This window comes from Stenotrophomonas sp. STEN225, from assembly GCF_056756445.1.
The window spans coordinates 358,183-380,008 of record NZ_JBRRBV010000001.1 but is presented as its reverse complement, the minus strand read 5'-3'; the positions used below and the strand labels follow the sequence as shown (position 1 = coordinate 380,008).

At 68.1% G+C, this 21,826-nt stretch carries 20 protein-coding genes; 1 reads left to right on the top strand and 19 read right to left on the bottom strand.

Annotated elements, in window-relative coordinates; genetic code table 11:
* Positions 1-160: 160 nt before the first annotated feature.
* From ACVOJ1_RS01755 to ACVOJ1_RS01740, 4 genes are all read right to left on the bottom strand, one after another.
* Positions 161-1,195 carry a fimbrial protein gene (locus ACVOJ1_RS01755; RefSeq protein ID WP_053518876.1) on the bottom strand — a complete coding sequence of 345 codons (1,035 nt, stop codon included), beginning with the start codon at positions 1,193-1,195 and terminating at the stop codon, positions 161-163.
* A complete protein-coding gene (locus ACVOJ1_RS01750) occupies positions 1,186-3,750 on the bottom strand; it encodes a fimbria/pilus outer membrane usher protein (protein ID WP_065175834.1) in 2,565 nt (854 codons plus the stop codon). The genes ACVOJ1_RS01755 and ACVOJ1_RS01750 overlap by 10 nt, the downstream gene beginning before the upstream one ends.
* Before the next feature lie 91 nt (positions 3,751-3,841).
* A complete protein-coding gene (locus ACVOJ1_RS01745; protein WP_053518872.1) occupies positions 3,842-4,570 on the bottom strand; it encodes a fimbrial biogenesis chaperone in 729 nt (242 codons plus the stop codon).
* A gap of 85 nt (positions 4,571-4,655) precedes the next feature.
* On the bottom strand, positions 4,656-5,195 hold the full coding sequence (locus ACVOJ1_RS01740; protein WP_053518870.1) for a fimbrial protein: 540 nt from the start codon (positions 5,193-5,195) through the stop codon (positions 4,656-4,658).
* A gap of 454 nt (positions 5,196-5,649) precedes the next feature.
* Between ACVOJ1_RS01740 and ACVOJ1_RS01735 the strand changes: the two genes are divergently transcribed.
* Positions 5,650-6,015, top strand: coding sequence for a hypothetical protein (locus tag ACVOJ1_RS01735; RefSeq protein ID WP_053518868.1), 366 nt, complete (start codon positions 5,650-5,652; stop codon positions 6,013-6,015).
* On the opposite strand, the gene pncB is transcribed toward ACVOJ1_RS01735, so the two are convergent.
* From pncB to ACVOJ1_RS01660, 15 genes are all read right to left on the bottom strand, one after another.
* A complete protein-coding gene (pncB, locus tag ACVOJ1_RS01730) occupies positions 6,012-7,193 on the bottom strand; it encodes a nicotinate phosphoribosyltransferase (protein WP_053518866.1) in 1,182 nt (393 codons plus the stop codon). The genes ACVOJ1_RS01735 and pncB overlap by 4 nt on opposite strands.
* Positions 7,194-7,266: 73 nt before the next feature.
* Entirely contained in the window at positions 7,267-8,106 is an 840-nt protein-coding gene (locus tag ACVOJ1_RS01725; RefSeq protein WP_111186328.1) for a glycosyltransferase family 2 protein, read from the bottom strand.
* Positions 8,103-8,954 carry a glycosyltransferase family 2 protein gene (locus tag ACVOJ1_RS01720; RefSeq protein ID WP_111186329.1) on the bottom strand — a complete coding sequence of 284 codons (852 nt, stop codon included), beginning with the start codon at positions 8,952-8,954 and terminating at the stop codon, positions 8,103-8,105. The genes ACVOJ1_RS01725 and ACVOJ1_RS01720 overlap by 4 nt, the downstream gene beginning before the upstream one ends.
* 132 nt (positions 8,955-9,086) lie before the next feature.
* Positions 9,087-11,291: a type II secretion system secretin GspD gene (gene gspD, locus ACVOJ1_RS01715; protein WP_277381382.1), complete on the bottom strand. Its 2,205-nt coding sequence runs from the start codon at positions 11,289-11,291 to the stop codon at positions 9,087-9,089.
* Between the two features lie 9 nt (positions 11,292-11,300).
* Positions 11,301-12,101 carry a general secretion pathway protein GspN gene (locus ACVOJ1_RS01710; RefSeq protein ID WP_164151711.1) on the bottom strand — a complete coding sequence of 267 codons (801 nt, stop codon included), beginning with the start codon at positions 12,099-12,101 and terminating at the stop codon, positions 11,301-11,303.
* Positions 12,091-12,789 (bottom strand): type II secretion system protein GspM, encoded by a 699-nt coding sequence (gene gspM / locus ACVOJ1_RS01705; RefSeq protein WP_111186332.1) that lies wholly within the window; start codon positions 12,787-12,789, stop codon positions 12,091-12,093. The genes ACVOJ1_RS01710 and gspM overlap by 11 nt, the downstream gene beginning before the upstream one ends.
* Positions 12,770-13,927 (bottom strand): PilN domain-containing protein, encoded by a 1,158-nt coding sequence (locus tag ACVOJ1_RS01700; protein ID WP_253119436.1) that lies wholly within the window; start codon positions 13,925-13,927, stop codon positions 12,770-12,772. Before ACVOJ1_RS01700 ends, gspM begins: the two co-directional genes overlap by 20 nt.
* Entirely contained in the window at positions 13,924-14,787 is an 864-nt protein-coding gene (locus ACVOJ1_RS01695) for a type II secretion system minor pseudopilin (RefSeq protein ID WP_164151717.1), read from the bottom strand. Before ACVOJ1_RS01695 ends, ACVOJ1_RS01700 begins: the two co-directional genes overlap by 4 nt.
* On the bottom strand, positions 14,784-15,416 hold the full coding sequence (locus tag ACVOJ1_RS01690) for a type II secretion system protein J (RefSeq protein WP_346479918.1): 633 nt from the start codon (positions 15,414-15,416) through the stop codon (positions 14,784-14,786). Before ACVOJ1_RS01690 ends, ACVOJ1_RS01695 begins: the two co-directional genes overlap by 4 nt.
* Complete coding sequence (xpsI, locus tag ACVOJ1_RS01685; RefSeq protein WP_053520017.1) at positions 15,413-15,829, bottom strand: type II secretion system protein XpsI; 417 nt, start codon at positions 15,827-15,829, stop codon at positions 15,413-15,415. The genes ACVOJ1_RS01690 and xpsI overlap by 4 nt, the downstream gene beginning before the upstream one ends.
* Positions 15,829-16,323, bottom strand: a complete 495-nt coding sequence (gene xpsH / locus ACVOJ1_RS01680; RefSeq protein ID WP_053520018.1) for a type II secretion system protein XpsH — start codon at positions 16,321-16,323, stop codon at positions 15,829-15,831. The genes xpsI and xpsH overlap by 1 nt, the downstream gene beginning before the upstream one ends.
* A gap of 6 nt (positions 16,324-16,329) precedes the next feature.
* Positions 16,330-16,773, bottom strand: coding sequence for a type II secretion system major pseudopilin GspG (gene gspG, locus ACVOJ1_RS01675; protein ID WP_053520019.1), 444 nt, complete (start codon positions 16,771-16,773; stop codon positions 16,330-16,332).
* 48 nt (positions 16,774-16,821) lie between these two features.
* The gene (gene xpsF, locus ACVOJ1_RS01670; RefSeq protein WP_065175845.1) at positions 16,822-18,042 is read right to left on the bottom strand and encodes a type II secretion system protein XpsF; all 1,221 of its coding nucleotides are present in this window, start codon (positions 18,040-18,042) and stop codon (positions 16,822-16,824) included.
* A gap of 24 nt (positions 18,043-18,066) precedes the next feature.
* Positions 18,067-19,788 (bottom strand): type II secretion system ATPase GspE, encoded by a 1,722-nt coding sequence (gene gspE, locus ACVOJ1_RS01665; RefSeq protein WP_346479917.1) that lies wholly within the window; start codon positions 19,786-19,788, stop codon positions 18,067-18,069.
* 140 nt (positions 19,789-19,928) lie between these two features.
* Positions 19,929-21,782, bottom strand: coding sequence for a S8 family peptidase (locus ACVOJ1_RS01660; RefSeq protein WP_065182835.1), 1,854 nt, complete (start codon positions 21,780-21,782; stop codon positions 19,929-19,931).
* Positions 21,783-21,826 lie beyond the last annotated feature (44 nt).

The window sequence follows — 21,826 nt, the reverse complement described above, 5'->3', positions numbered from 1 at the left end:
GTGTTGGGTGACTCGAATTTCATGACGCGCATCACACTCGTGCTGCGATACGTTCATGGCAGCTCCGATCTTGGTATTTCCGGGATCAAGACGCAGTCAACGTCGCCTGCGGAACAGGCAACGTTGGGGCACAGCGCAGCGGTGGAACGGCCGTTGGCCGCTACTCGTACTGGATGGTGAAAGTCGCCTGTCCGTTCGCGACACCGGCACCGACGGTACCGGCCTGGGTCTGTACATAGCGGGCGCGCAGCGGCAGGGTCATGGTGCTGGTGCCCGGTATGGTGGTGCCGACATTGATCGCCTGGCCGAAGCGCACTTCGCGCTCGGTGGTGCCATCGCGCTGGACCATCTGGATGCCGATGCGGGTCGCGCTGTTGGCAGCCGCGCTGAGCTTCAGCACGCCCGGCATGTTGGAGCTGTCCTGGTCGGCATCCAGGCGGATGCCGATCTTGCTCTGGTAGGCAGCAACATTGCTGCCCTGGCAGTTCAGGCGGATGTCGAAGTCACGGTTGACCGCGCGCGAACCGACGCCGGTGAACGAGGTGTTGGGGACACTGCCGAAGTCCACCGCGATGTTGCGGCTGCCGGCGTCCACCTCGCAGGTCGGGCTGACCACGGTCGTGCCCGATCCCTTGAAGGTGGAGGTCAGCACCGGCCGGCTGGCACCATCGCCATCGTAGTAATAGGTGGTGAAACGTCCATTCGGCGCGATAACGCCCGATCCTGTCTGAGCTGCTGTCTTGATCAGTTCGACACGGAAGCGGCCTCCGCTCAACGAGAGGTTGGTATTGCTTCGCAGGATCAGCGTGTGAGGATAGTAGGTCTGGATATCACCGGAATCGCGATAGACGCGAATGCCAACACCTGCCACGTCGGTTGCGTATACGTTGCTGAATCCTGGTACCGGCGTCTGCTGTGCCGCATTGACGAAGCGACCGCTGGCGTTGCCGCCCCGGCTATCGCAGTAAGCGACGCTGTTGCGTTGATTGATGTTGACAATGAGTTCCTTGATCACGCCGCCGACCGGGGTGCTGGGAAGAATCACGATCTGGCCCATGTCCATGGTCACGTCTTGGGGTTGGAACCCGGACTGGGTGATGTAGCAACTGGCAAACGCAGGCGCCGCCACGAGGGCGCCCGTGAGCACGGCCAGTGCGGCCAGCGCCTTGCGGCCACGGGAAAGAATCATCGGCATGCTGCCTCCAGCGGGATGAAGCCGGTCTTGGACGCATCGGCGCCCGCCGGAACCTGGTAATCGACGGTGCAGCGCTGGTCGGCGCCGGCGCCCCACTCCACCTGCAGGCGGCCGTGATCCTGCTCGCTGCGCACATACAGGCGGCCACCCTGGCTGACCATGCCCACCGGCTGGCCCTGCTCGTCCTTGACCTGTGCGCCGAACGGCAGGGTGCGGCCATCGGGATTGCGCACCTGGATCAGCAGCGCGTTGCCCTTGCGGGTATCGAAGCGCAGGTAGCTGATGGCACCGGCAAACGGTGCAACCGACTGGCTGCTGCTTTCCAGCTCGACGTCATGCGCCATGCCCTGCGGATCCAGGGTCACGGTGTTCAGGCGGTACGGCGATACGTACGGCACCACGGCGTAGCCGCGACCATCGATGCGCAGGCCCGGTGCGTTGGTCACCTGCGCGTCGCGCGCGCCTGGGGCCTCGACCAGCACCATGGTATCGCCACGCTGCGGAGTGAAGGTGACGCCACCCGGATGCATGACCACGCTGCCGTTGGCGCCCACCGATGCCTGGCGGAAATCGCTGGAATGGCTGTAGGTCGCGTTCAACGCGGTGTAGCGGCTGCGGTACTCGGCGTTGCCGACCGCAGTGGTGTTGCCCTCGCGGGAATCGGACAGGGCCACGCCGTAGCTGAAGTTGTTGTCGACGCCGGCCGAACCGGTGATGCCCACGCGGCTGTTGTCGTAGCCACCACGGTCACGCGCGCCCAGGTCGGCGCTGAACGACACCGGATGGGTCCCGCGGCCCAGCGGAACGCTCATCGAGAACAGGTACTGGGTGTCGGCCCGGCCGAGGATGCCTTCTTCGGTGCGCAGTGCCGAGAAACCGTAGTTCACCGAGCGCCAGGCGTTGTTGTAGCCCACCTGGTACTGCTTGGAGGTGCCGGAACGGTCGTAGAAGTCACGCACCGAACCGGTGACGTACAGCGCACCGGCACGGCGGCCCAGCGGCTGGTTCAGGGTCAGCTGGAACTGGCTGCGCTGGCGGCCACGGGTGGTCGGGTCGATGCCGCGATCATCCGCGTCGCGTCCGTACAGGGCGTCCTGCAGGCTGTAGTAGCCTTCGGTCGAATAGCGATAGGCGGCCAGGGTCAGGTTGGTCCCGGTTTCGCCGATCATGTTGCTGTAGCTCAGGCGCACGCTGGCGCCGGTGTGGTCGCCGTAGTGGTTGAACGACGTGCGGGCGTGGGTGACATCGGCCGCGAACGCACCGATCCGGGTGGACAGGCCAATGCCGTACAGCAGTGAAACGTAGCCTTCGCTCAGCGCGCTGCCGCCGTACAGGGTCAGCTGGTTGCCGATGCCGCGCTGGTAGGTACCCTGCGCCAGCCAGGGTTCATCGCGCAGCAGCTCGTTGCGGACCTGGCCGGCGGTCACCGAGTAGCGGGAGACGCCTTCGCGCAGCATCTGCGGCACCGAACCGAACGGCACCTTGAACTCGCGGCGGCGGCCATCGGCCTCGATCACGCTCACTTCCAGGTCACCGCCGTAACCGGTCGGGTACAGATCGTCGATGACGAAGCTGCCCGGCGATACGGTGGAGGAATAGATCAGCTGCTGGTTCTGCCGGACTTCCACCCGCGCATTGGTCTCGGCGATGCCGCGCACCACCGGCGCGTAGCCGCGCAGCGAATCGGGCAGCATGCGGTCGTCACTGGCCAGGCTGGCACCCCGGTATCCGATCGACTCGAACAGTTCGCCGGTGGTGTAGGCCTCGCCCACAGTGAGCATGCCGCGGATCTTCGGGATGCCGCGCTGGGCGTAGGTGGCGATGCTCTGCCAGTGGCGGCCGTCGCCCTCGGTCCAGGTCAGGTTGGAATCGTGGCGGAACTGCCAGCCACCCAGGTTCAGGCCGGCATTCAGGCCCAGATAGGCGCTGCGGTTGCGCTGTCCGCCTTCGACGCGGCTGTCGCTGTCGATGGCATTGAAGCTGTAACCGACGAAGCCGGCGTTGATGCCACGGTCCCACAGCGCGGGGTTGACGTAGCCACGCGCTTCGCGGCGCAGGAACACCTGCGGGATGCTCAGGTCGTAACGCAGGTTGCCGCTGTCATAGACGCCATAGGCATTGGCCATGCGCTGCTGCACCGGCACGCACGTGGAGGTGTCGGTCGGCACCGAAGGATCCTGCTGCAGCAGCACCGCCTCGCTGTCCACGCCCATTTCCTCGAGCATCGGCAGCGCCAGGCAGGCATCGACGCGCCCCTGTGCATCCGCCTTGAACTGCACGTCGCGGCGGCCCTGCCAGGCGCCATTGACGTAGACGTCCACGCGATAGGTGCCGGCGACCATCGGGTTGCCGTTGCTGAAGGCCGCCAGATCGACCTGCTTGGCCTGGCCGGAGAGGAAGCTGGAGTTGAACTGCGCCGACTCCGGCGCACGCGCGGTCGCCGCCCCAGTCTGCGCCATCAGCGCCTGTTCGCCGAGATTGGCCGGGGCAGCCAGCGCCCATCCTGGGCAGGCCACGCCGGCAGCCAACAGGCAAAGCGCCTGATGGATCGACAATGTCAATCTGTTTCCGATCACACTGACATTCCTTCAATTCGCCGCACGGCGGCGGTGGCGGGATGCGCAGGCCCTGGCCAGCGCGGCGCGTTCAGCCCCCGGTGCTGTCGAGGCGGACCTTGTGCTCCACCCGACCGCCGTAATCGTTGATGGTGATGAAGCGCACCTCGGTGGTGCCCGCCGGTGCGGCGAACTCCAGGTTCTGCTTCGGTGCGACCATCGTTCCCTTGTCCTCGACCGCCTTTTCGCTGCTGCCGGTCACGGCATGCACTTCGGCCAGGGTCACGTGGAAGGGGCTCGGGTTCTCCACCCGCAGGCGGTCACCGCTGCGGGTCCAGCGCAGGGCTGCCGGTGCGTCGTTGGCGACGCCCTTCAGGCCCTGCGGCCGATAGAAAAGCTTCAGGCGCGAACGGAACGCGACCTGCAGGTAGTTCTGCTCACCGTTCTCGGCGTTGTCCGGCGACGGCGGCACGTCCAGCACGTTCAGCCAGAACACCGACTCGCGATCGGTCGGCAGCTGCGCGCCGGAGAAGATCAGGCGCAGCGCCTGGCTGCGGCCCGGCTCGACGCGGCTGATCGGCGGCGTCAGCACGAACGGGGCATCACTGGTGTCGGCCGTCTGGTTGGCGTCGCCACTGTCGATCCAGGCCTGCACCAGCGCGGGCGAGTCGCCCACGTTGTCGACCTGCACGGTGACTTCGCGCGACTGCGCCGGATAGATCACACGCGTGCCATTGACCACCACGCCTGCCATGGCTTCCTGGCAGAAGAGCAGCGTCGACGCTGCCAGCAGCAGCGCCCGGGGAAAGAGAGCTTTCATCGGAAGTACTACGCTCGAGGTGTGTGGCCAGGGGCCGCGGAGCGCTGGCCGGCGCGTACGCCGGCCAGTGCGGGTACGGCGATGATCAGTTGTAGATGATCGTGTACTTGACGCTGCTGGTGACGTCGCCCGGGGTGGCGGCGGCAGTGGCGTAGTACTCGGCGTAGTAGTTCAGGTTGGCGGTGCCGTCGGTGGCAACGGTCACCCACTGCGAGTTGTCCTGGGCCAGACCGGTGCCTGCGGCCTTCACCGGCAGGAACTGGTTGTTCGAGCCCAGCAGCTGCAGCTGCACGTTGCCGGCAGCGTTGGCCGAAGCCTGGTTGATCAGGCGGCCGCTGTTGAAGTCAACGGTCGAACCCGGCTCGAAGTAGGTGGCGACGTTGCCGGCGCTGCACTTGGTCAGGTTGATGGCGAACGGGGTGCGGCCCGCGACGGCACCGGCGGTGGCCAGGGTGTTCTTGGACACGGTCGGCAGGGTAACGGCGAAGTCCTTGCCGCCCGGGGTCGAGATGGTGCAGGTCTTGTCGGTCACCTTGCCATTGAAGGTGATGGTGCCGTCGGCAGCGTTGGCGGCCAGCGGAGCAGCGGCCAGCATGAGAGCCGCGATGATGTTGATCTTGTGCATTGCTTTTACCTAACCCTACTGAAGAGATGGAAGTAGAGGAGGAAGCAAGGAGCACTGCCGGGCTTCAAGACCCATCCTTGCGTCTCACCTGTGGCCGGATTCGGACATACCTACCCCTGAATCCGTGACGCAAGTATATGCAGAAATGTGATGAAAGTCCCATTATTTTTCTGAACGATGGTTTATTGACGCCACAAATGTGACGTGATAGGCACTTTTGGCTTGGCGGCCGATGGGGAGTTGGCGCGGACCGGCAAAGGTGGGGGAACGACAGCAGATGACGTCTTCGACCCGGTGGCGGGCGCGCCTGAAAGAGGCTGTTTTCAGGCGGCCAGCGCCTTATTTGATGCGCATCACTCTTTGTTGGTGATGGCCCTAGCAGATTCGGATTTTGCCTATTAAAGGCCGTCCGGAGCTGTCGCTAACTAGGACACACCGAACCAGAGAACGTGTCATGAGGACTTCCCTTCTGCTGTGCGTGGCCCTGATGTCCGTCAGTGCGCTGGCCCAGGCCAGCAGTGGCAGCATCCGGTTCAGCGGCCGCATCGCCGAGCCGGGTTGCACGACGGCCCTGTCCCAGGGCGAGCTGAGCCTGGCGGCCTGCCCGCCGTCGGCCAAGGGCTCGACGGTGGCGGTGACCGCGGTGGGCGACAGCCAGGCCGCGACGCTGCGCGATGGCAAGCGCCATGGCCAGCAGCTGGCCGTGTCGGCCAGCGCCATGCGCGTCGGCGACATCGCCTTCTCCGAGCGCTACCGCGTGGAAGCGCCGCAGCAGCAACCGCTGCGGGGCGCCTACCTGGTGGTGGTCGACTACCTTTAAGCCGGGTCCGGCAGTTCAAAGACCTGACGCAGGTAGGCCAGGTAGCCGGGGTCGTCGCACATGCTCTTGCCCGGCGAATCGCTGAGCTTGGCCACCGGCTGGCCGTTGCAGCGGACCATCTTGATGACGATGTTCAATGGCGTCGGGCCCAGATCGTTGGTCAGGTGGGTGCCGACGCCGAAGGCCACCTGGCAGCGACCGCGGAAATAGTCGTACAGGCGCATCACCTTGGCGATGTCGAGCCCATCGCTGAACACCAGCACCTTGCTGCGCGGATCGACCCGGCGCTGCTGGAAATGCGCCAGCATGCGGTCGCCCCAGTCGAACGGATCGCCCGAGTCATGGCGCACGCCGTCGAACAGCTTGCAGAAATACATGTCGAAGTCGCGCAGGAAGGCGTCCAGGCCGACCACGTCGGACAGCGCGATGCCCAGGTCACCGCGGTACTCGCGTGCCCATGACTCCAATGCCGCCACCTGCGAATCGCGCAGCCGTGGCCCCAGCGCCTGGAATGCCTGCAGGTACTCGTGCGCCATGGTGCCGTGCGGGGTCATGCCGTACAGCCGGGCGAAATGCACGTTGCTGGTGCCGACCAGCTGCGGGCCGAGCGCATCGCGCAGCAGCGGCAGCAGGCGCGCATGCCAGTCGCGCGAGTAGCGACGGCGGCTGCCATAGTCGGCAATGCGGCATTGCTCGAAGCCGGGGGTGTCGCGCAGCAGCGCGGCCTTGGCCTGCAGGCGGCGCTCGCCCTCGGCGAAGTCGGGCGTGGTGGTGTTGCGGAACCAGACTTCGTTGATGATGGCCAGCAGCGGCACTTCAAACAGGATCGTATGCAGCCAGGGCCCGGTGATGTCCAGTTCGATCTCGCCGGGCACCCGGGTCGAGGCACGCAGCTGGATGTACTTGCGGTCCAGGTGGAACAGGCCGAGGAAATCGGCGAAATCGGGCTTCACGAAGCGCAGGCCACGCATGTAATCCAGCTCGGCGTCGCTGAAGCGCAGGCTGCACAGGTGGTCGATCTCTTCATCGATCTGGTCGATGAAGCGGGCCAGGTCGATGCCGGGCGTGCGGCATTTGAACCGGTACTGCACCTGGGCGCCGGGGTGCTGGTGCAGCACCGCCTGCATCATGGTGAACTTGTACAGATCGGTGTCGAGCAGGGACTGGATGATAGGCATGAGGCGGATTATGCGCCCGGCGGGGTGAACCGGGGGGCCCGCCCATGCGCGCCGCCGCCGGACACGCTCGACACTACAGGGATCTGCGCAGCAGTCTCGGCACCAGCAGCAGCGCGTGCGCCCAGATCGCCCCCCAGACCGCCACCTGCACCAGCAACGAGCGCTGTGGCGCCTCGAACCTGCGGAAGTAACGCCACAATCCGCGGTGCTTGTGCCACTCGACGAAGAAGGGCCGCGAACGGCTGGACACGCCGCGGACATGGGTGACCTGCAGGTCGTTGGCGATCGCCACCACCGCGCCCGCCTCACGCGCGCGCCGGCACAGGTCCAGGTCCTCGGCGTGCAACCGGTAACCGGCGTCCCAGCCACCGAGACGATCAAACAGCGTCCGCGGCATCAGCAGCAGCGCGCCGGACAGCGCCGGCACCGGCTGCAGCGTCTGTGCCGGATCGCGCGGAATCGCCAGTTTCGAGCCGCTGCCCGGCGAGCGCAGCATGGCCAGGAAATCCGGATCACGGCGGCGCACCGCCTCATCGGCATGGCCGTGCTCATCCACCTGCTCGACCCCGAGCAGACAGTCACCGAGCACGTGCGCGCGGTCGCGCAGCCTGGCCAGGGTTTCCGGCTCGACCATCAGGTCCGGGTTGATGAACGCCAGCCACGGGCTGTGCGAATCGGCCGCGCCCTGGTTGTTGGCGGCGGCGAAGCCCGGATTGTCCGGGTTGCCGATGAAGCGCACGCGCGGGTCGTGGCTGGCGTGCCGCTGCACGATGTCCAGCGTGCCATCCACCGAACCGTTGTCGATCACCCGGATTTCCGCCACATCCTGCGACTGGCGCAGCCGCGACAGGCAGGCATCGATGGTGCTGCCGCTCTGGTAGGTAACGACGATGGCGGCAATGGCGGCATTCAAGCGGTTGGCTCCGACGCGGACGGGACGAACAGATCGCCCTGTTCGCGCGGCATTATCGCCTGCTGCATCCGCTGCTGCAGGTCCGCGCGCAGTTCGTGCAGCGGATCGTGCATCAGGAAGTCGGCCAGGCGTGGCACCCAGCCAGGCCACCGCGCGGCCAACGCCTCCAGATCGCCATCGCGGCTGACCGCTTCGCCGGCGCGGCTGACGAACGCGTTCTCGCACAGCACGTTGCGCCAGCCCAGGCCCGCCATGCGCAGGCTCAGATCGACCAGCGCAGCGTTCCAGCCGGCGTAGCTTTCCACGTCCAGTCCGCCGGCACGGCGACGTGCATTGCCGCGCACCAGTACCGCATGCGTGACCGCCGATGGCAGCTCCGGGTGCAGGGTCGGCAGTGCGGCGCAGGTCTGCGCCAGCAGCGCAGTATCGGTGGGCTCGGCATTGATCTCGCCCAGCCGGGGCCAGGCCGCGGTCTCGCCTGCATTGCACCAGGGCGTGGCGGTGGCAATGGCCGCATCGCGGGCGAAGGCGTCCTGCAGCTGCTGCAGCCATCCCGGCGCCGGTACGCTGTCCGGTGCCAGCACGGCCACATCGAGCCCCTCGCAGGCACGCAACATTTCATCCAGATGAGCCACCTCGCCCAGCGGCCGGGCGCGGCGGGTGTACTCGGCCTGCAGTGGCGTGTTCGCCAGCCAGTGCTCGACGACCGCCTGAGCGCGTGGTCCGGTCTGGGCATCATCGGCCAACCAGACCGCGGTACCCGGTGCCGTACCGGCATCAAGCGCAGCCAGACACCGGTCCAGCGCCGCATCGTCCACGCACAGCGGCAACAACACGATCGCCCCCATCCCGCCTCCGTGGTTGTCGGTGGCCACAGCGTAGCACCGGGAGGGTGTCGGCCGGGTTGCACCCGGCACGTGCAGAGGCCGGAGCCGAAGCGGGGTTCATGGGAACGGCGGGGGTCGCCCCGCCGTAACCCCCTACTTCTTTGCGCGCGGCTGGTTCAGCGGCTCCATCGCCCGGAAACGCTGGCTGTACTCGTCGGTCAGCGTGCGCGCTTCCTGCCCATTGCGAACGATGCTGGGCGTCAGCAGCACGATCACCTCCGAGCGACGGCTGGTGCGGCTCTTCTGCCCGAACAGCGCGCCGATCACCGGAATGCGGCTCAGGCCGGGAATGCCGCTGCTGCCATCGGTGGCCGAGTCGGTGATGAGGCCGGCCAGCATGATGGTGTCGCCGCTCTGCACGGCGGCCTCGGTAGCCAGCTTCTTGGTGGAAATGCGCGGGTTGCAGTTGCGCTCCTGCGGATTGCAGTTCTCCGGCACGTCCGACGCGCTGCTGACTTCCTGCACGATGTCCAGGAACACCGTGCCGTCTCGGGTCACGCGCGGGCGCACCTTCAGGATCACGCCGGTATCGATGTACTGCACCGAGCTGTAGCTGCTGGTGCCGACGCCGGTGTTCACCGTGGTGGTGCTGATCGGCACCTTGTCACCCACGTTGAGCGTGGCCTCGGCGTTGTTGCGCACGAACACCGACGGGGTCTGCAGCAGTCGCACATCGGTGACCTTGTCCAGCGCGCTCACCACCGCTGCACCATTGTGGCCGGTGAACGCCCAGCCCAGGCCTTCGCCGCCGGTCGCGGCACCGGCGAAGCTGCTCCAGGAGCCACCCGCCGCGGCAGGCAGGGTCACACCGCTCAAGGCTCCCGTCAGTGCACGCCCGGCCACGGCGTTGTCGAAGAACCAGTTCACGCCGTACTTCAGGTCGCCATCCAGAGCGACCTCGGCCACCTGGGCTTCGATGTGTACCTGCAGTGGCATCACGTCCAGCTTCTCGATCACTTCGCGGATCGAGCGCCAGGCCTGCGGCGTCGCGCGCACCAGCAGCGTATTGGTTTCCTCCACTGCCGACACGCCGACCCGGTCGCCTTCCACTTCCAGGCTGACGCTGACGTTGCCGGACTGGCGCTGCGGCAGGTTCAAGCTGCCATTGCCGCCACTGGAACTGCTGCCCAGGGTCGAGCCGAAGCTGCTGCTGTTGTTGTTGTTGTCCATGCCACGGTCGCTGTCGCTGTCCAGCTGCGACGGAATGGCACCCGGGGCCAGCGATGCAGGGCTTGAGCCGCCCCGCTTGCCGCTGCTGGCGAACGCCTCGCTGAGCCGCTCGGCAAGATCGCGCGCCTTGATGTAGCGCAGCTCATGGGAGAACAGGCGGGCACTGCCACCCGCGGTATCGATGCGGTCCAGCCATTGCTGGATCTGGTCCAGGTAGCGCACCTGCGGGGTGATCACCAGGACCGCGTTGGCGTTCTCCAGCGGCAGGAAACGGAACATGCCGGCGCTGGGCGTCTTGCTCTCCTCGCCGAACACCTTCTCCAGGTCGCTGGCGACCTGCTCGGCTTTGCCGGACGTGATCGGGAACACGCCCACCGACATGCCCGACAGCCAGTCCACATCGAAGATCTCGACCGTGCGCAGGTAGTTCTCCAGCTCGGCACGGGTGCCGCCGAGGGTGATCACGTTGCGGCCGCTGTCGACGTTGACGATGGCGTTGGGCCGCGCGTACGGCTCAAGTACCTTCTTCATCTCGGTGGCGGAGATGAACTGCAGCGGCACCACCCGGACCTCGAAGCCGCGCGCGCTGGAGGCCGGTGCGGTGCTCGGCGCGACAGTGCCGGCCAGCGCCTGGTCGGCGGCAACGATGTTGTAGCGCCCACCGCTGTACACCATGCGCGCGTTGTTCCAGCCCAGCACCATCTCCAGCAGGTTCAGCGCCTGTGCCGGCGAGACCGGCTTGGGCGTGGCCAACGTGACCGTGCCCTGCACCCCCGGCGCGATCACATAGTTCTGGCCCAGCATGTCACCGAGGATCGCCTTGACCACGGCATGCAGCGATTCGCCCTCGAAGTTGAACGTGGCGCTGCCGGTGCCGGCCGCATGCAATGCCGGCGACGGTGCGCGCGCGGCCTCGCGGTTGATCATCGTGCCGGTGCCACGGCGGATGACCGCCTGCGGTGCCCCCTGGCTGTCGGCCGCCGCATCGGCCTGGACGTCCGCTGCGGCCTGGCCGGCGCTGGCCGCAGGTTGCAGGGCGCCCTTGCGCTGCACATGGGGGCTGGAGACGGTACCGCAGCCCACCAGCAGCGCGAGCACGAAGGACCAAGGAAGAAAACGCAGGCTCATGCTCTCACTCTACCGGTTGGCGCCATTGCCCGAAGGCGGCGGCGACTGTTGTTGCTGTTGCTGTTGTTGTTGCAGCTGGCGGCGGCGGGCCTGGATGCGCTCGCGGATGGCCTGCATCTGCGCTTCGCTGGGCCCGTTGCTGTTGGCCGGCGGCGGGGGTGCGGCAGCAGACGCCGGCGCGGGTGTGGCGTCGGCTGCACGTTGCGGTGCGGTCGCCGCCTGTGCCGGCGCGGCCTGCGCCGGCAGCGGCACTACCGGCGGTGGCACCGGCACACCCGGTGCGGGTGCACCGGCACTGCCGCGCAGGACCGTCGGTGGCTCCCCGCCCTGCCCGTTGAACACGGCAAGTTCCAGCACCTGGCTGCCGCCCGGGCCGATCACCGTCGCCTGGCGGGGCTGCAGCGCGACCAGCTGCCAACCGTCGACCGCGTCACCATTGAGGCGCAGGCGCAGCGAGCGGTTCTGCTCCGTACTGAACGTGGCCAGGCCGAAGTCGTCCGTGAGCAGCACACCGGTCAGGCGCAAAGCGGCACTGGCGCTGGGCTCACTGCCGCCCAGCAGGTAAGGGCGCGGCCTGCGGTCTTCGGCGAACAGCGGACGCGCGGCGATGGCGCTGTAGCTGTCCGCACTGGCCATCCGTTCCGGAGCGAACGCCGGCAGCACCGGCAGTGCTGCTGCGGGGTCGGCGTCGGCCCCGCCGGCCGGCAGGCGACTGCCCAGTCCGAAACCGGTGGCCAGCCATACCGCCGCGGACCAGCCGGCCAGAGCCAGCAGGAAAGCGGTGCGCAGGCTGAGGGGCTCACGTTTCATCGGCGACCTCCTCTCCCTCGGCGGCCGCCGGTGGCGGCGGCTCGACCGGGGCCGGGACGGCCGCGGCGGGCTCCGCTGCGGGAGGGACTGCCGCAGCGCCACTGGCGGCACCGGGCAGCAGGTAGCCGGCCAGTTCGAAGGAGACGTCCAGGCCCAGCCCGGATTCGTTCGGCGACTGCTGGAAGCGCTGCGCGATGAGATTGAGGTTGTCCACGAACAACCGCGGGCTGCCGGTTTCCAGGCTGTGCAGCACGGTCGCCAGTTCCGCCACGCCGCAGCGCAGGCGTACCTGCATGGCGACACGGACGAACTCGGCATCACGGCGATTGTCGGTCAGCGGCGTGCGGTTGCTGATGGTGCAGCTGCGGTTGCCGGGGCTTGCAGTGGCCACCGCATCCTGCAGGCGCGCGCCGAGCGCGGCGGCCGCGGCTTCGGCGGTGGCCTCCTGCAGGAAGCCGGGTTGCCGTTGCAAGGCTTCACGGGTGGCGCGCAGCCGCTGTTCGATCTGGGGCTGCTGCTGCAGCTGCGCCTGCACGCGCTGCTGGCGCTCGCGCAGGGCCGCGACATCGGCATCGATCTCGCGCAGCGGCTGGGTGAACCAAGGGTGCACCAGCAACAGGTAAGCCAGGCCCAGCACCGCCAGCAGCAGCGCCAGCGCCAGCCAGCGGTCACGGCGTGCGCTTGGCATCGGCCGCCTCCGGAGTCGCTGCTGTCGGCGTTGCCGGTGCCGCCGCGGGCAACGGCTGCAGTTCGGCGGTCATGGTGAAGCGGTCCCGGCCGCTGCCGGCGCCGTCCGCCTGCAGCACGCCAGTCAGGTTGACCTTGCGCCATTGCGGAGCATCCTGCAGCAGCTGCACCAGCTGCGAGGCTTCGCGGCTGAGCCCGATCAGCTGCAGGCCGTTGTTCTCGATGGCCAGCTTCTCCAGATAGGTGCCTTCAGGCAGACGGCGGGTCAGCTCGTTCCAGATTTCCACCGTGCCGGCATGCTGGCGGCGCTGCGACTCCAGGAAGGCCGCGCCGTCGATCAGTGCCTGCAGCTGGGCGCGTTCACTGGCGACACCCCGGGCGCTGCGCGCGCTGCGTTCGACGTCCGCACGCAGTGCGTCGGCGGCGGCGCGGCGGTTGTCCAGCAGCTGCAGTCCAGCCAGTACCAGCATCACCAGCGCGGCCAGGGCCAGCAGCAGGTTCCAGCGCCGCATCGGATCGGGCCGCGACTGGCGCTGGGCCGGCGGCAACAGGTTGACCTGCAGCGTGCCAGCCTGTGCATCGATCGCGTCGACGCCGGCCAGGGCGTCGCCCCACTCGCCCACGCTGGCACGCCAGGCCTCCATCTGGCGCAGCGGCCAGGCCACCAGTTCGACCTGCAGCTGGCCTTCCCCTGCCGCGCCCAGTTCACGCACGTCATAGCTGACCTGGCTGGCCTCGAACGGGGTCTGCCGGTCGATCTCATAACCGACCACCGCGTGCAGCCGGTCGCCGGCCGCCGCCGGCAGCCGCAGGGTGCGACGCAGGACCCGTTCCACCGGCAGCAGCCAGAATCGCGGCAGGCTGCGCAGGCGCGGCTCCAGCACGCGATCCAGTGCGACCGGAGACGAGGGCCACGGCAGGGTGACCACCGCCTCGCGGCGCTCGCCCGCTTCGCGCCAGACCTGCAGCTGGTCACCCTCGCGCTGCAGCAGCAACCGTGCCTGGGCCCAGCCCAGCGCCCATTGCCAGCGCGCCGGCACCCACGCCAGCAACGAGTGCCGCCACCAGCGCAGGAAACGGCCGGCGCCAGGACCGATCTGGCCCTGCACCTGCCGCAGACTGTCCTGCCAAGCCGTCATCTTGCCGTCATTCCCTGCTCCCAGCGAAGCACTGTGTAGGACCGCCCGGGAATCCCCCCGGAGCCATTGCGAACCACTGCCTGCAACACCGACCTGCGTCCACTGCCGTCGATGACACGGGACTCGATACTATAGGTGCCGCTGCTGCTGGCAAGCGCTGAAGATCCATCCGCCGGATCGCCGTCACGCTCCGGCTGGTTCCGCTGCGCCAGCACGAGGTCGGCATCCAGGCCCAGCGCGGTCAGCACGGGAGCGCTGGCGAATCGCGGATCCGGTCGTGCCTGGCGGCTGTAGAGGGTCAGGTGCGGCAGCATCTTCCGGTACAGCGGCCCGTTCATGCCCAGCACCCGCTGCAGCTCGCCGAGCGTCTCGAAGCGCTTGTTGCGGGGCCCATACGGCAGCCCGGCCGCAGCGTAATCCTGTGCCTCGGCACCGCCGCCGGGCTGCAGCAGGCTGTCCTCGTCACGCCAGTCGACGATCGCGCCTGCCAGCTGGCGCGCGTTGTCCACCGGTTCGCCAAGTGCCTGCAGAAATGCGGTCAGCAGCGCCACGTCGGCCAGGTTCAGGTTGATCTTGCCGTTCTCGTCCAGCACCTGGATCTCGATGCGGGCACCGTCGAACTGCCAGCGATAGGTGCGACCATCGGCCTGCCACGGCGCGCGCAGCGGATCCGGTGACAGCCGCATCAGTGCGTACTCAAGTCCCGCACGAGCACGCTCCTGGCCACGTGCATCGTCGTCGAGCACGCGCTCCTGCAGATGCTCGACGCGGGCGCTGAGCGCGAACGCGCCGACCAGTGCGGTCATCAGCGCGATCAACCACAGCACCAGCACCAGTGCGGCCCCGCGCGACCGCATCAACGCCCCCCTCCACCGCCGCCCAGGCGGGGGGCCACCACCAGGGGCGGCCATGCGGCACCGCGGACCGGCACGATCCGCAGTTCCACCAGCAGAGGCAGGCGACGGGTGTCTTCCCAGCGCGGCAGCCACTCGGTCATCTGCCCGCTGCCGGCATCGATGCCGCGATAGCGCATCTCCACAGCCTGCAGGCCATCCACCAGCACCTCGGGCGGGCGTGGCGGCGTTTCGGCGATGCGCTCGCCCTCCTGCAGCGGGACCAGGTCCAGCAGCAGACGCTGCTGGCCGGCCTTGCCATCCACCTGCAGCGCATGCAGATAGGGCCCGCCGCGTCCGAGGTAGCCTGGCAGATCGGCGACGAACAGCATCCGTTGCTCTTCGCCCAGGAAGAACACCGGCTCGCGGGTCGGGTCTGGCACTTCCAGCGGGCTGCGCATCGCCCCGGCCAGCTGTCGCCGCAGCAGGGCCTGCACCGCGCGCATCCGCTCGCTTTCGGCGGCGATCTGTTCACCCCGCTGGCTGACCGCCATCGCCGAGCGCACGCTGGCGAACGCCAGCGCCAGGCCACCGGCAAGCAGCACGGTCGCCAGCATCACCTCAACCAGAGTGAATCCCGCAGCGCTCCGCTTCATCGCGCGCGCTCCAGGTCCGGCGGCAGCAGGCGCAGGCTGCGCCAGCGCAGCTGTTCGCGCTCGCCATCGCCCCACCGCACCTGCAACTGCAGTTCGGCCAGCCACGGTGCACCCGGCGACTGCGTGGCCGCGGCGTTGCCGGCGCGTGGCTCGGTCCAGGGCTGCACCTGCAGCTCCCAGCGATAGCGCCCGTTTTCCCAGTCGCCCTGCTGCTGCCCCACCTGCAGCGGCGCATCCACGCCCGCCGCAGCCAGCAGCGATTGCGCATGCAGGACGGCGCGCGTGCGCAGTTCGGCCTCGCGCACCTGCCTGGCACCGCCGGACAGGCTGCCCAACAGCAGGGTCAGCGCCAGCCCGAGCAGAGCGAAGGCCACGATCACCTCCAGCAGCGTGAAACCGCGCGCCCGCCGCATCACTGCGCCTGCCATGGGCCGGAGCGGACTTCACCGGTCAACCAGCCGACATCGATGCGCCATTCGGCGGCATCACGCTGCAGGCGGATGCGGCCGCCACTGGAACCGCCATCGGGATGGAACTCGATCACGCCCTGCCCCGGTGCAGTGGCCAGCTGCGCCGCACCTTCGAAACGCACCGTCAGCTGTGCCGGCACTTCACCCTGGCGCTGGTTCGCCCCCTGCCAGCGATGCCGTGCCGGCTCGATCACGAACCGCTGCGGTTCGCCGCGCGCGATCGCCTGTGCACGCACCATGCGCAGCTGGTTGGCGATGTCCTTGCCGGCGCTGCGCAGCTGCATGCCGGCGAAGCCACGCGACAGTCCCGCCGCGGTGATCAGGCCGATGGCCGCGATCAGCGCGATCACCAGCAGCATCTCCAGCAGCGACAGCCCCGCCGGGCGCCTGCCGTGCAGGCGCGGTCGGGGCAACCGGCGCGGCAGGAAATACGTCATGCGGGATTACGGCTGGTAGCGGATGTCGGCATCGACGCTGCTACCACCGGCCTTGCCGTCCTTGCCCAGGCTGATCAGCTCATACGGCTGGCCTTCGCCGGGTGCGCGGTACTCCAGCGCGTGCCCCCACGGATCGTTGAGGTCGGCCGGCTTGGCGTACGGGCCGAGCCAACCGCCAACGCCGGCCGGTGCGGTCACCAGATCGGTGAGCGCGCCCGGCAGCTTGCCGGTATCGATCTGGTAGTTGTCGATCTTGGATGCCACGGTCTGCACCTGCGCCTTGGCGATGTTGGCCTTGCCCCGGTCGGCACCGCCCAGCACGCGGCTGGCCACCAGGGTCAGCACCGCGCCGATCAACACGATGACGATGATGATCTCCAGCAGGCTCATGCCCGACTGGTGCCGCGCGGCGGTGAAGGACAGGCGGATGGGTCGACGGTTAGCGATCATGATCGGTCCTTTCGGTTGCGTTGGGTCGAAGTGCGGAAGAGTCCATCGTCAACCGATGGCATTGGTCAGGTCGTACAGCGGGACCAGCACGGCGACGATGACCGCACCGACCACCGAAGCCAGCACCAGGGTGATCGCCGGGACCATCGCCGCCAGCAGGCGATCGATGCGCCGGGCGCTGTCCTGCTCGAAGGTATCCGCCGCCTTCAGCAGCATGGTGTCCAGCGCGCCGGATTCCTCGCCGACCTGGATCATCTGCAGGGCAAGCCGCGGAAAGCGCTTGCCGCGCGACAGTGCCAGCGACAGGCCCGCACCGTTCTTGACCTCGTCGGCGGCGGTATCCACGTCGGCTGCCAGCGCGCGATTGCCCAGTACGTTGCGGGCGATGCCCAGCGCACCCAGCAGCGGCACACCGTTACGCAGCAGCGTCCCCAGCGTGCGCGCCAGCCGTGCGGTTTCCAGCTCGCCGAGCAGGCGGCCGATGCTGCGCCGTTGCAGCAGCCAGCCGTCGAGGGCCAGGCGGAAGGCCGGCTGCCGCAGCTTGCGCTCGAACAGCAGGGCCAGCACGCCCGGTACCACCAGCAGCAGGATCCACCAGTCGCGCACGAACAGGCCCAGCTGCAGCACGGCATTGGTGAACCACGGCAGCGCCACGTCCAGGCTCTCGTACATCTGCGCGAACTGCGGCACGACGTAACCCAGCAGGAACAGCAGCGCGCCGCCCACCACCACCAGCAGGATGGCCGGGTAGACCAGCGCATTGATCACCTTGCCCTGCAGCGCACGCGCGCGCTCAAGGTAATCGGCCAGCCGCTGCAGTGTCTCATGCAGGCTGCCGCCGGCCTCGCCGGCACGCACCATGTTCACGTACAGGCGCGAGAACAGGCCATGCTGGCGCTCCAGCGCGGTCGACAGCGGCGCACCACCGCGCACCACGTCGCGGATGTCGGTGATCGCACGACGCGAGCGCTCGTCCTCGGGCAGGCCCAGGAGGATCGACAGCGCGCGATCCAGCGGTTGGCCGGCACCGAGCAGGGTCGCCAGCTGCTGGGTGAACTGCAGCAGCGCCGGGCCCTGCAGCGGGCGCTGGTGGAACAGGTTGCGCCAGCTGCCCCCGCCGATGGACCCCGCATCGGCCAGCTGGGTTTCCATCGGCAGATGCCCCTGGTCCTGCAGGCGCGCGATCAGGTCGGCCTCGCTGGCCGCTTCCATCTGCCCGTCGAAGATCTCGCCATGCGGATTGAGGGCCTTGTAGCGGTAGTTCGGCATGTCAGCCCCGGGCTCCGGCGCGCATCAGCTCTCCTCCGTCACACGCAGGACTTCCTCGATGGTCGTCTGCCCGGCAAGAGCCTTGGCCAGGCCATCCTCGTACATGGTGCGCATGCCGCCTTCGCGCGCGATGCGCTCCAGCTCGCCCATGCCATCGCGGCGCATCACCGCGCGCCGCAGCGCGTCGTTCATCACCAGGAATTCCATGATGGTGGTGCGGCCCAGGTAGCCGGTCGGTGCCAGTGCCGAGGGGCGCGGCCGGTACAGGTGAATCGCCCCCTCCGGCTGCAGGCGGCGCAGCTCGAAACGATCGATCTCTTCCGGTGACGCCGGGTAGCGCTCGGCGTGGGTCGGTTCCAGGCGGCGCACCAGACGCTGCGCGAGGATGCCGTTGATGGTGGAGGTCAGCAGATAGTCCTCCACACCCATGTCGAGCAGCCGGGTGATGCCACCGGCGGCATTGTTGGTGTGCAGGGTGGACAGCACCAGATGGCCGGTCAGCGCCGACTGGATCGCGATGCGCGCGGTCTCCAGATCGCGCATTTCGCCGATCATGATGATGTCCGGATCCTGGCGCACGATGCTGCGCAGCGCATTGGCGAAGTCCAGGCCGATCTGCGGCTTGGCCTGGATCTGGTTGATGCCTTCGATCTGGTACTCGACCGGGTCTTCGACCGTGATGATCTTGACGTCGGCGGTATTGAGCTGGCTCAACGCGGTGTACAGCGTCGTGGTCTTGCCCGAACCGGTCGGGCCGGTCACCAGCAGGATGCCGTGCGGCTGCTCCAGGACCTTGCGGAACTGCGGCAGGAATGCATCGGTGAAGCCAAGCCGATGGAAATCGAACACCACGGTTTCGCGGTCAAGCAGGCGCATCACCACACTCTCGCCGTGTGCGGTCGGCACCGTGCTGACGCGAAGGTCCAGCTCCTTGCCCTGCACGCGCAGCATGATGCGGCCGTCCTGCGGCAGGCGGCGCTCGGCGATGTTGAGCCGGGCCATGATCTTGATGCGGCTGATGACCGCGGCGGTCAGGTTGGCGGGTGGGCTCTCGCCCTCCACCAGCACGCCATCGACGCGGTAACGGACTTTCAAACGGCTTTCGAAGGGTTCGACATGGATGTCCGAGGCACGCAGTTCCACCGCGCGCTGGATCACCAGGTTGACCAGGCGGATTACCGGCGCTTCCGAGGCCAGGTCACGCAGATGCTCGATGTCGTCCACCGCGCCGCCTTCACCATCGGCGGTTTCCACGATCGCCCCCATGGCGCTGCGGCCCTGGCCGAACCAGCGCTCGACCAGATCGTCGATCTCCGCCCGCATGCCCAGCACCGGCGTGACCGGCACGCCCAGGGCCAGCTGCACGGCCTGCTGCGGGTAGACATCGTGGGCATCGGCCAACCACAGCCGTACGCCGTGTTCATCCAGCGCCAGCGGGCAGACGTGGAACTGCTTGAGGAAGCGCAGCGACAGCGGCAGGCCTTCGGCGAGGGGCTGCGGCGGCGTCTCGGGCACCTGCTTGCCTTCCAGCAGTGGCAGGCCCAGCACATCCGCGCTGGCCTGCGCCTGGTCCCGCTCGGACACCAGCCCCAGGCGCACCAGCAGGCCGAGCAGGCTGCCGCCGGCCTCGGCATGCAGCGGCCGCGCCCGGGCCAGGTCTCCTTCCTTGAGCCGCCCACGCGCCAGCAGCGCATCCAGGATGCGGCTCTCGGCGTCGTCGGCAGTGGTTGCAGCGAGCGCGTTCACGTGACTCTCCTGTCGATCGGCCCGACTTTAGCAGTTAAGCCGTGGTTTCCGCCGCCATCGCGCCGCCTTTCGAAAAATGACAACGCCCGCCACCGCGGGGTGACGGGCGTCGCCAGTTCATCTACGACAGTGTGATGGCGTTACTGCGTGGCGAGGATGGTCACCCCGCTGTAGGCGGCTTCACCCACCACCTTGACGTAGTACGTGCCGGCCACCGGCTTGTTGACGCGCACGGTTTCGGCGTTGCCCGCACGTGTGGACTTGGCATCGTTGTCGCTCGCGCTGGGCTCGCGGCCCTGGGCCAGGTACACCGACACGTTGCCACTGCCACCGTAGGTGATCACGCTCAGCGATTTGCCCGCCACCGCTTCGAAGCTGTACAGGGCACTGCCGCCGGTCGCACCGGACAGGCCGCCGACAGCGACCTTGTTGGTCAGCGGCGTGGCTACCGGGCCGCAGTCCTCGGTGCACGGTTCCTCCAGCGCCTTGGCCAGTGCGGCCTTGGCGTCGACGATGCCGGTACCGATCGGGGTCGCCGACGGGATGGCCACCGGGAACGGGCGTGCGGTTTCCTTGAGCAGGGTACGCATGGCTGCCGGAGCCAGCGGCTCCTTGCCATCGGCGATCAACGCGCTCTGCACCAGTGCCGCCACCGCCGCGACGTGCGGCGAGGCCATCGAGGTACCGCCCATGCCCATGTAGCTGTAGCTGCCCGAATCCGGCGTGGTCGCCGCGTCGGAACCTGCCTGCCAGACATAGCCACCCGGATTCCCGTCCACGCTGCCACCACCACCGGGGCCGGAAAGATCGACGCGGGTGCCGTAGTTGGAGTAGTAGGTGATGCCGCCGGTGATGCGGGTGGCCCCCACCGTCACCACACCAGCGCAGCTGGCAGGACGGTAATTGGACGCGTTGTCGGTCTCGTTGCCGGCGGCCACCACGACCGTGGTGCCGCGCGAGATCGCGCCATTGATCGCATCCTGGTAGGTGCCATCGCAGCTGCCGCTGCCACCCAGGCTCATGTTGATGACTTCGGCCGGATTGGTATTGGCCGGAATGCCGGTCACGGTGCCACCGGAGGCCCAGGTGATGGCGTCGGCGATGTCGGAGAGGTAGCCGCCACACTTGCCGAGTACGCGGACCGGCAGCACCTTGGCCTTGTGCGCGACGCCGGCCATGCCGACACCGTTGTTGGTCTGCTCGGCCACGGTGCCGGCGACGTGCGTGCCGTGCCAGGAGCTGTCTTCAGCCAGCGAACCGGTGTAGCACTCGTTGTCGTTCTCGACCCAGTCGCCATAGTCCTGTGCGCCCGGTACACGGTCGTCGGTAGCGCGACGTGAGGTCTCGGCATCGCTGATGAAGTCGTAGCCCTCCAGCAGGTTGCCGACCAGATCCGGGTGCTGCGGCAGGATGCCGGTGTCGAGCACCGCCACCACCACGCCCTCGCCCTGCGAAACATCCCAGGCCGCCGGCGCGTTGATGCCGCCGGTCGCGTTGTGCAGGTGCCACTGGTACTGCTGGTAGTACTGGTCGTTCGGCACCAGCGCCGGCTGCACATCGCCCGCACGCAGTTCGCTGCGGCGCAGCTTCACGTCGGCCTCGGCGTACTGCACCGCCGGATCAGCCTTCAGCTCCTTCAGCACGCGCTGCAGTTCAGCCGGGGCCAGACGGCCCTGCAGGCGGATCACATCGGCGCCGACGCCGAGCTTGCGCACGACCTGCGGGCCCAGGGTACTGGCGCGCGCAGTGCCGCCGGACAGGCTGGCGCGGGTCAGCGCCGACTGCACCGTGGACAGCTTGGCCGAACGATCCAGCGCAGCGGCCGTGCCGGCGCGGTACTTGACGATGATGCGGTCGGTGCCCGGCTGTGCGGTGCGCGCCTGGCGCGCCGGTTCCTGCGTCGGCAACCCGGCGGCATGGACGGCACCGACGGCGGTCATCGACAGCACGGCGGCGGCAAGCACGTTGATGCGAAGGTTCTGCTTCTTGATCACGTCGAAATTCCTCTTCTGGGTCATGGATCGAACCAACACTGCGG

Coding starts and splice junctions, on each gene's coding strand:
- ACVOJ1_RS01755 (WP_053518876.1), bottom strand. CDS start 1,195: ATGCCGATGATTCTTTCCCGTGGCCGCAAGGCGCTGGCCGCACTGGCC.
- ACVOJ1_RS01745 (WP_053518872.1), bottom strand. CDS start 4,570: ATGAAAGCTCTCTTTCCCCGGGCGCTGCTGCTGGCAGCGTCGACGCTG.
- ACVOJ1_RS01740 (WP_053518870.1), bottom strand. CDS start 5,195: ATGCACAAGATCAACATCATCGCGGCTCTCATGCTGGCCGCTGCTCCG.
- ACVOJ1_RS01735 (WP_053518868.1), top strand. CDS start 5,650: ATGAGGACTTCCCTTCTGCTGTGCGTGGCCCTGATGTCCGTCAGTGCG.
- pncB (WP_053518866.1), bottom strand. CDS start 7,193: ATGCCTATCATCCAGTCCCTGCTCGACACCGATCTGTACAAGTTCACC.
- ACVOJ1_RS01720 (WP_111186329.1), bottom strand. CDS start 8,954: ATGGGGGCGATCGTGTTGTTGCCGCTGTGCGTGGACGATGCGGCGCTG.
- gspD (WP_277381382.1), bottom strand. CDS start 11,291: ATGAGCCTGCGTTTTCTTCCTTGGTCCTTCGTGCTCGCGCTGCTGGTG.
- ACVOJ1_RS01710 (WP_164151711.1), bottom strand. CDS start 12,101: ATGAAACGTGAGCCCCTCAGCCTGCGCACCGCTTTCCTGCTGGCTCTG.
- gspM (WP_111186332.1), bottom strand. CDS start 12,789: ATGCCAAGCGCACGCCGTGACCGCTGGCTGGCGCTGGCGCTGCTGCTG.
- ACVOJ1_RS01700 (WP_253119436.1), bottom strand. CDS start 13,927: ATGACGGCTTGGCAGGACAGTCTGCGGCAGGTGCAGGGCCAGATCGGT.
- ACVOJ1_RS01690 (WP_346479918.1), bottom strand. CDS start 15,416: ATGAAGCGGAGCGCTGCGGGATTCACTCTGGTTGAGGTGATGCTGGCG.
- xpsI (WP_053520017.1), bottom strand. CDS start 15,829: ATGCGGCGGGCGCGCGGTTTCACGCTGCTGGAGGTGATCGTGGCCTTC.
- xpsH (WP_053520018.1), bottom strand. CDS start 16,323: ATGACGTATTTCCTGCCGCGCCGGTTGCCCCGACCGCGCCTGCACGGC.
- gspG (WP_053520019.1), bottom strand. CDS start 16,773: ATGATCGCTAACCGTCGACCCATCCGCCTGTCCTTCACCGCCGCGCGG.
- xpsF (WP_065175845.1), bottom strand. CDS start 18,042: ATGCCGAACTACCGCTACAAGGCCCTCAATCCGCATGGCGAGATCTTC.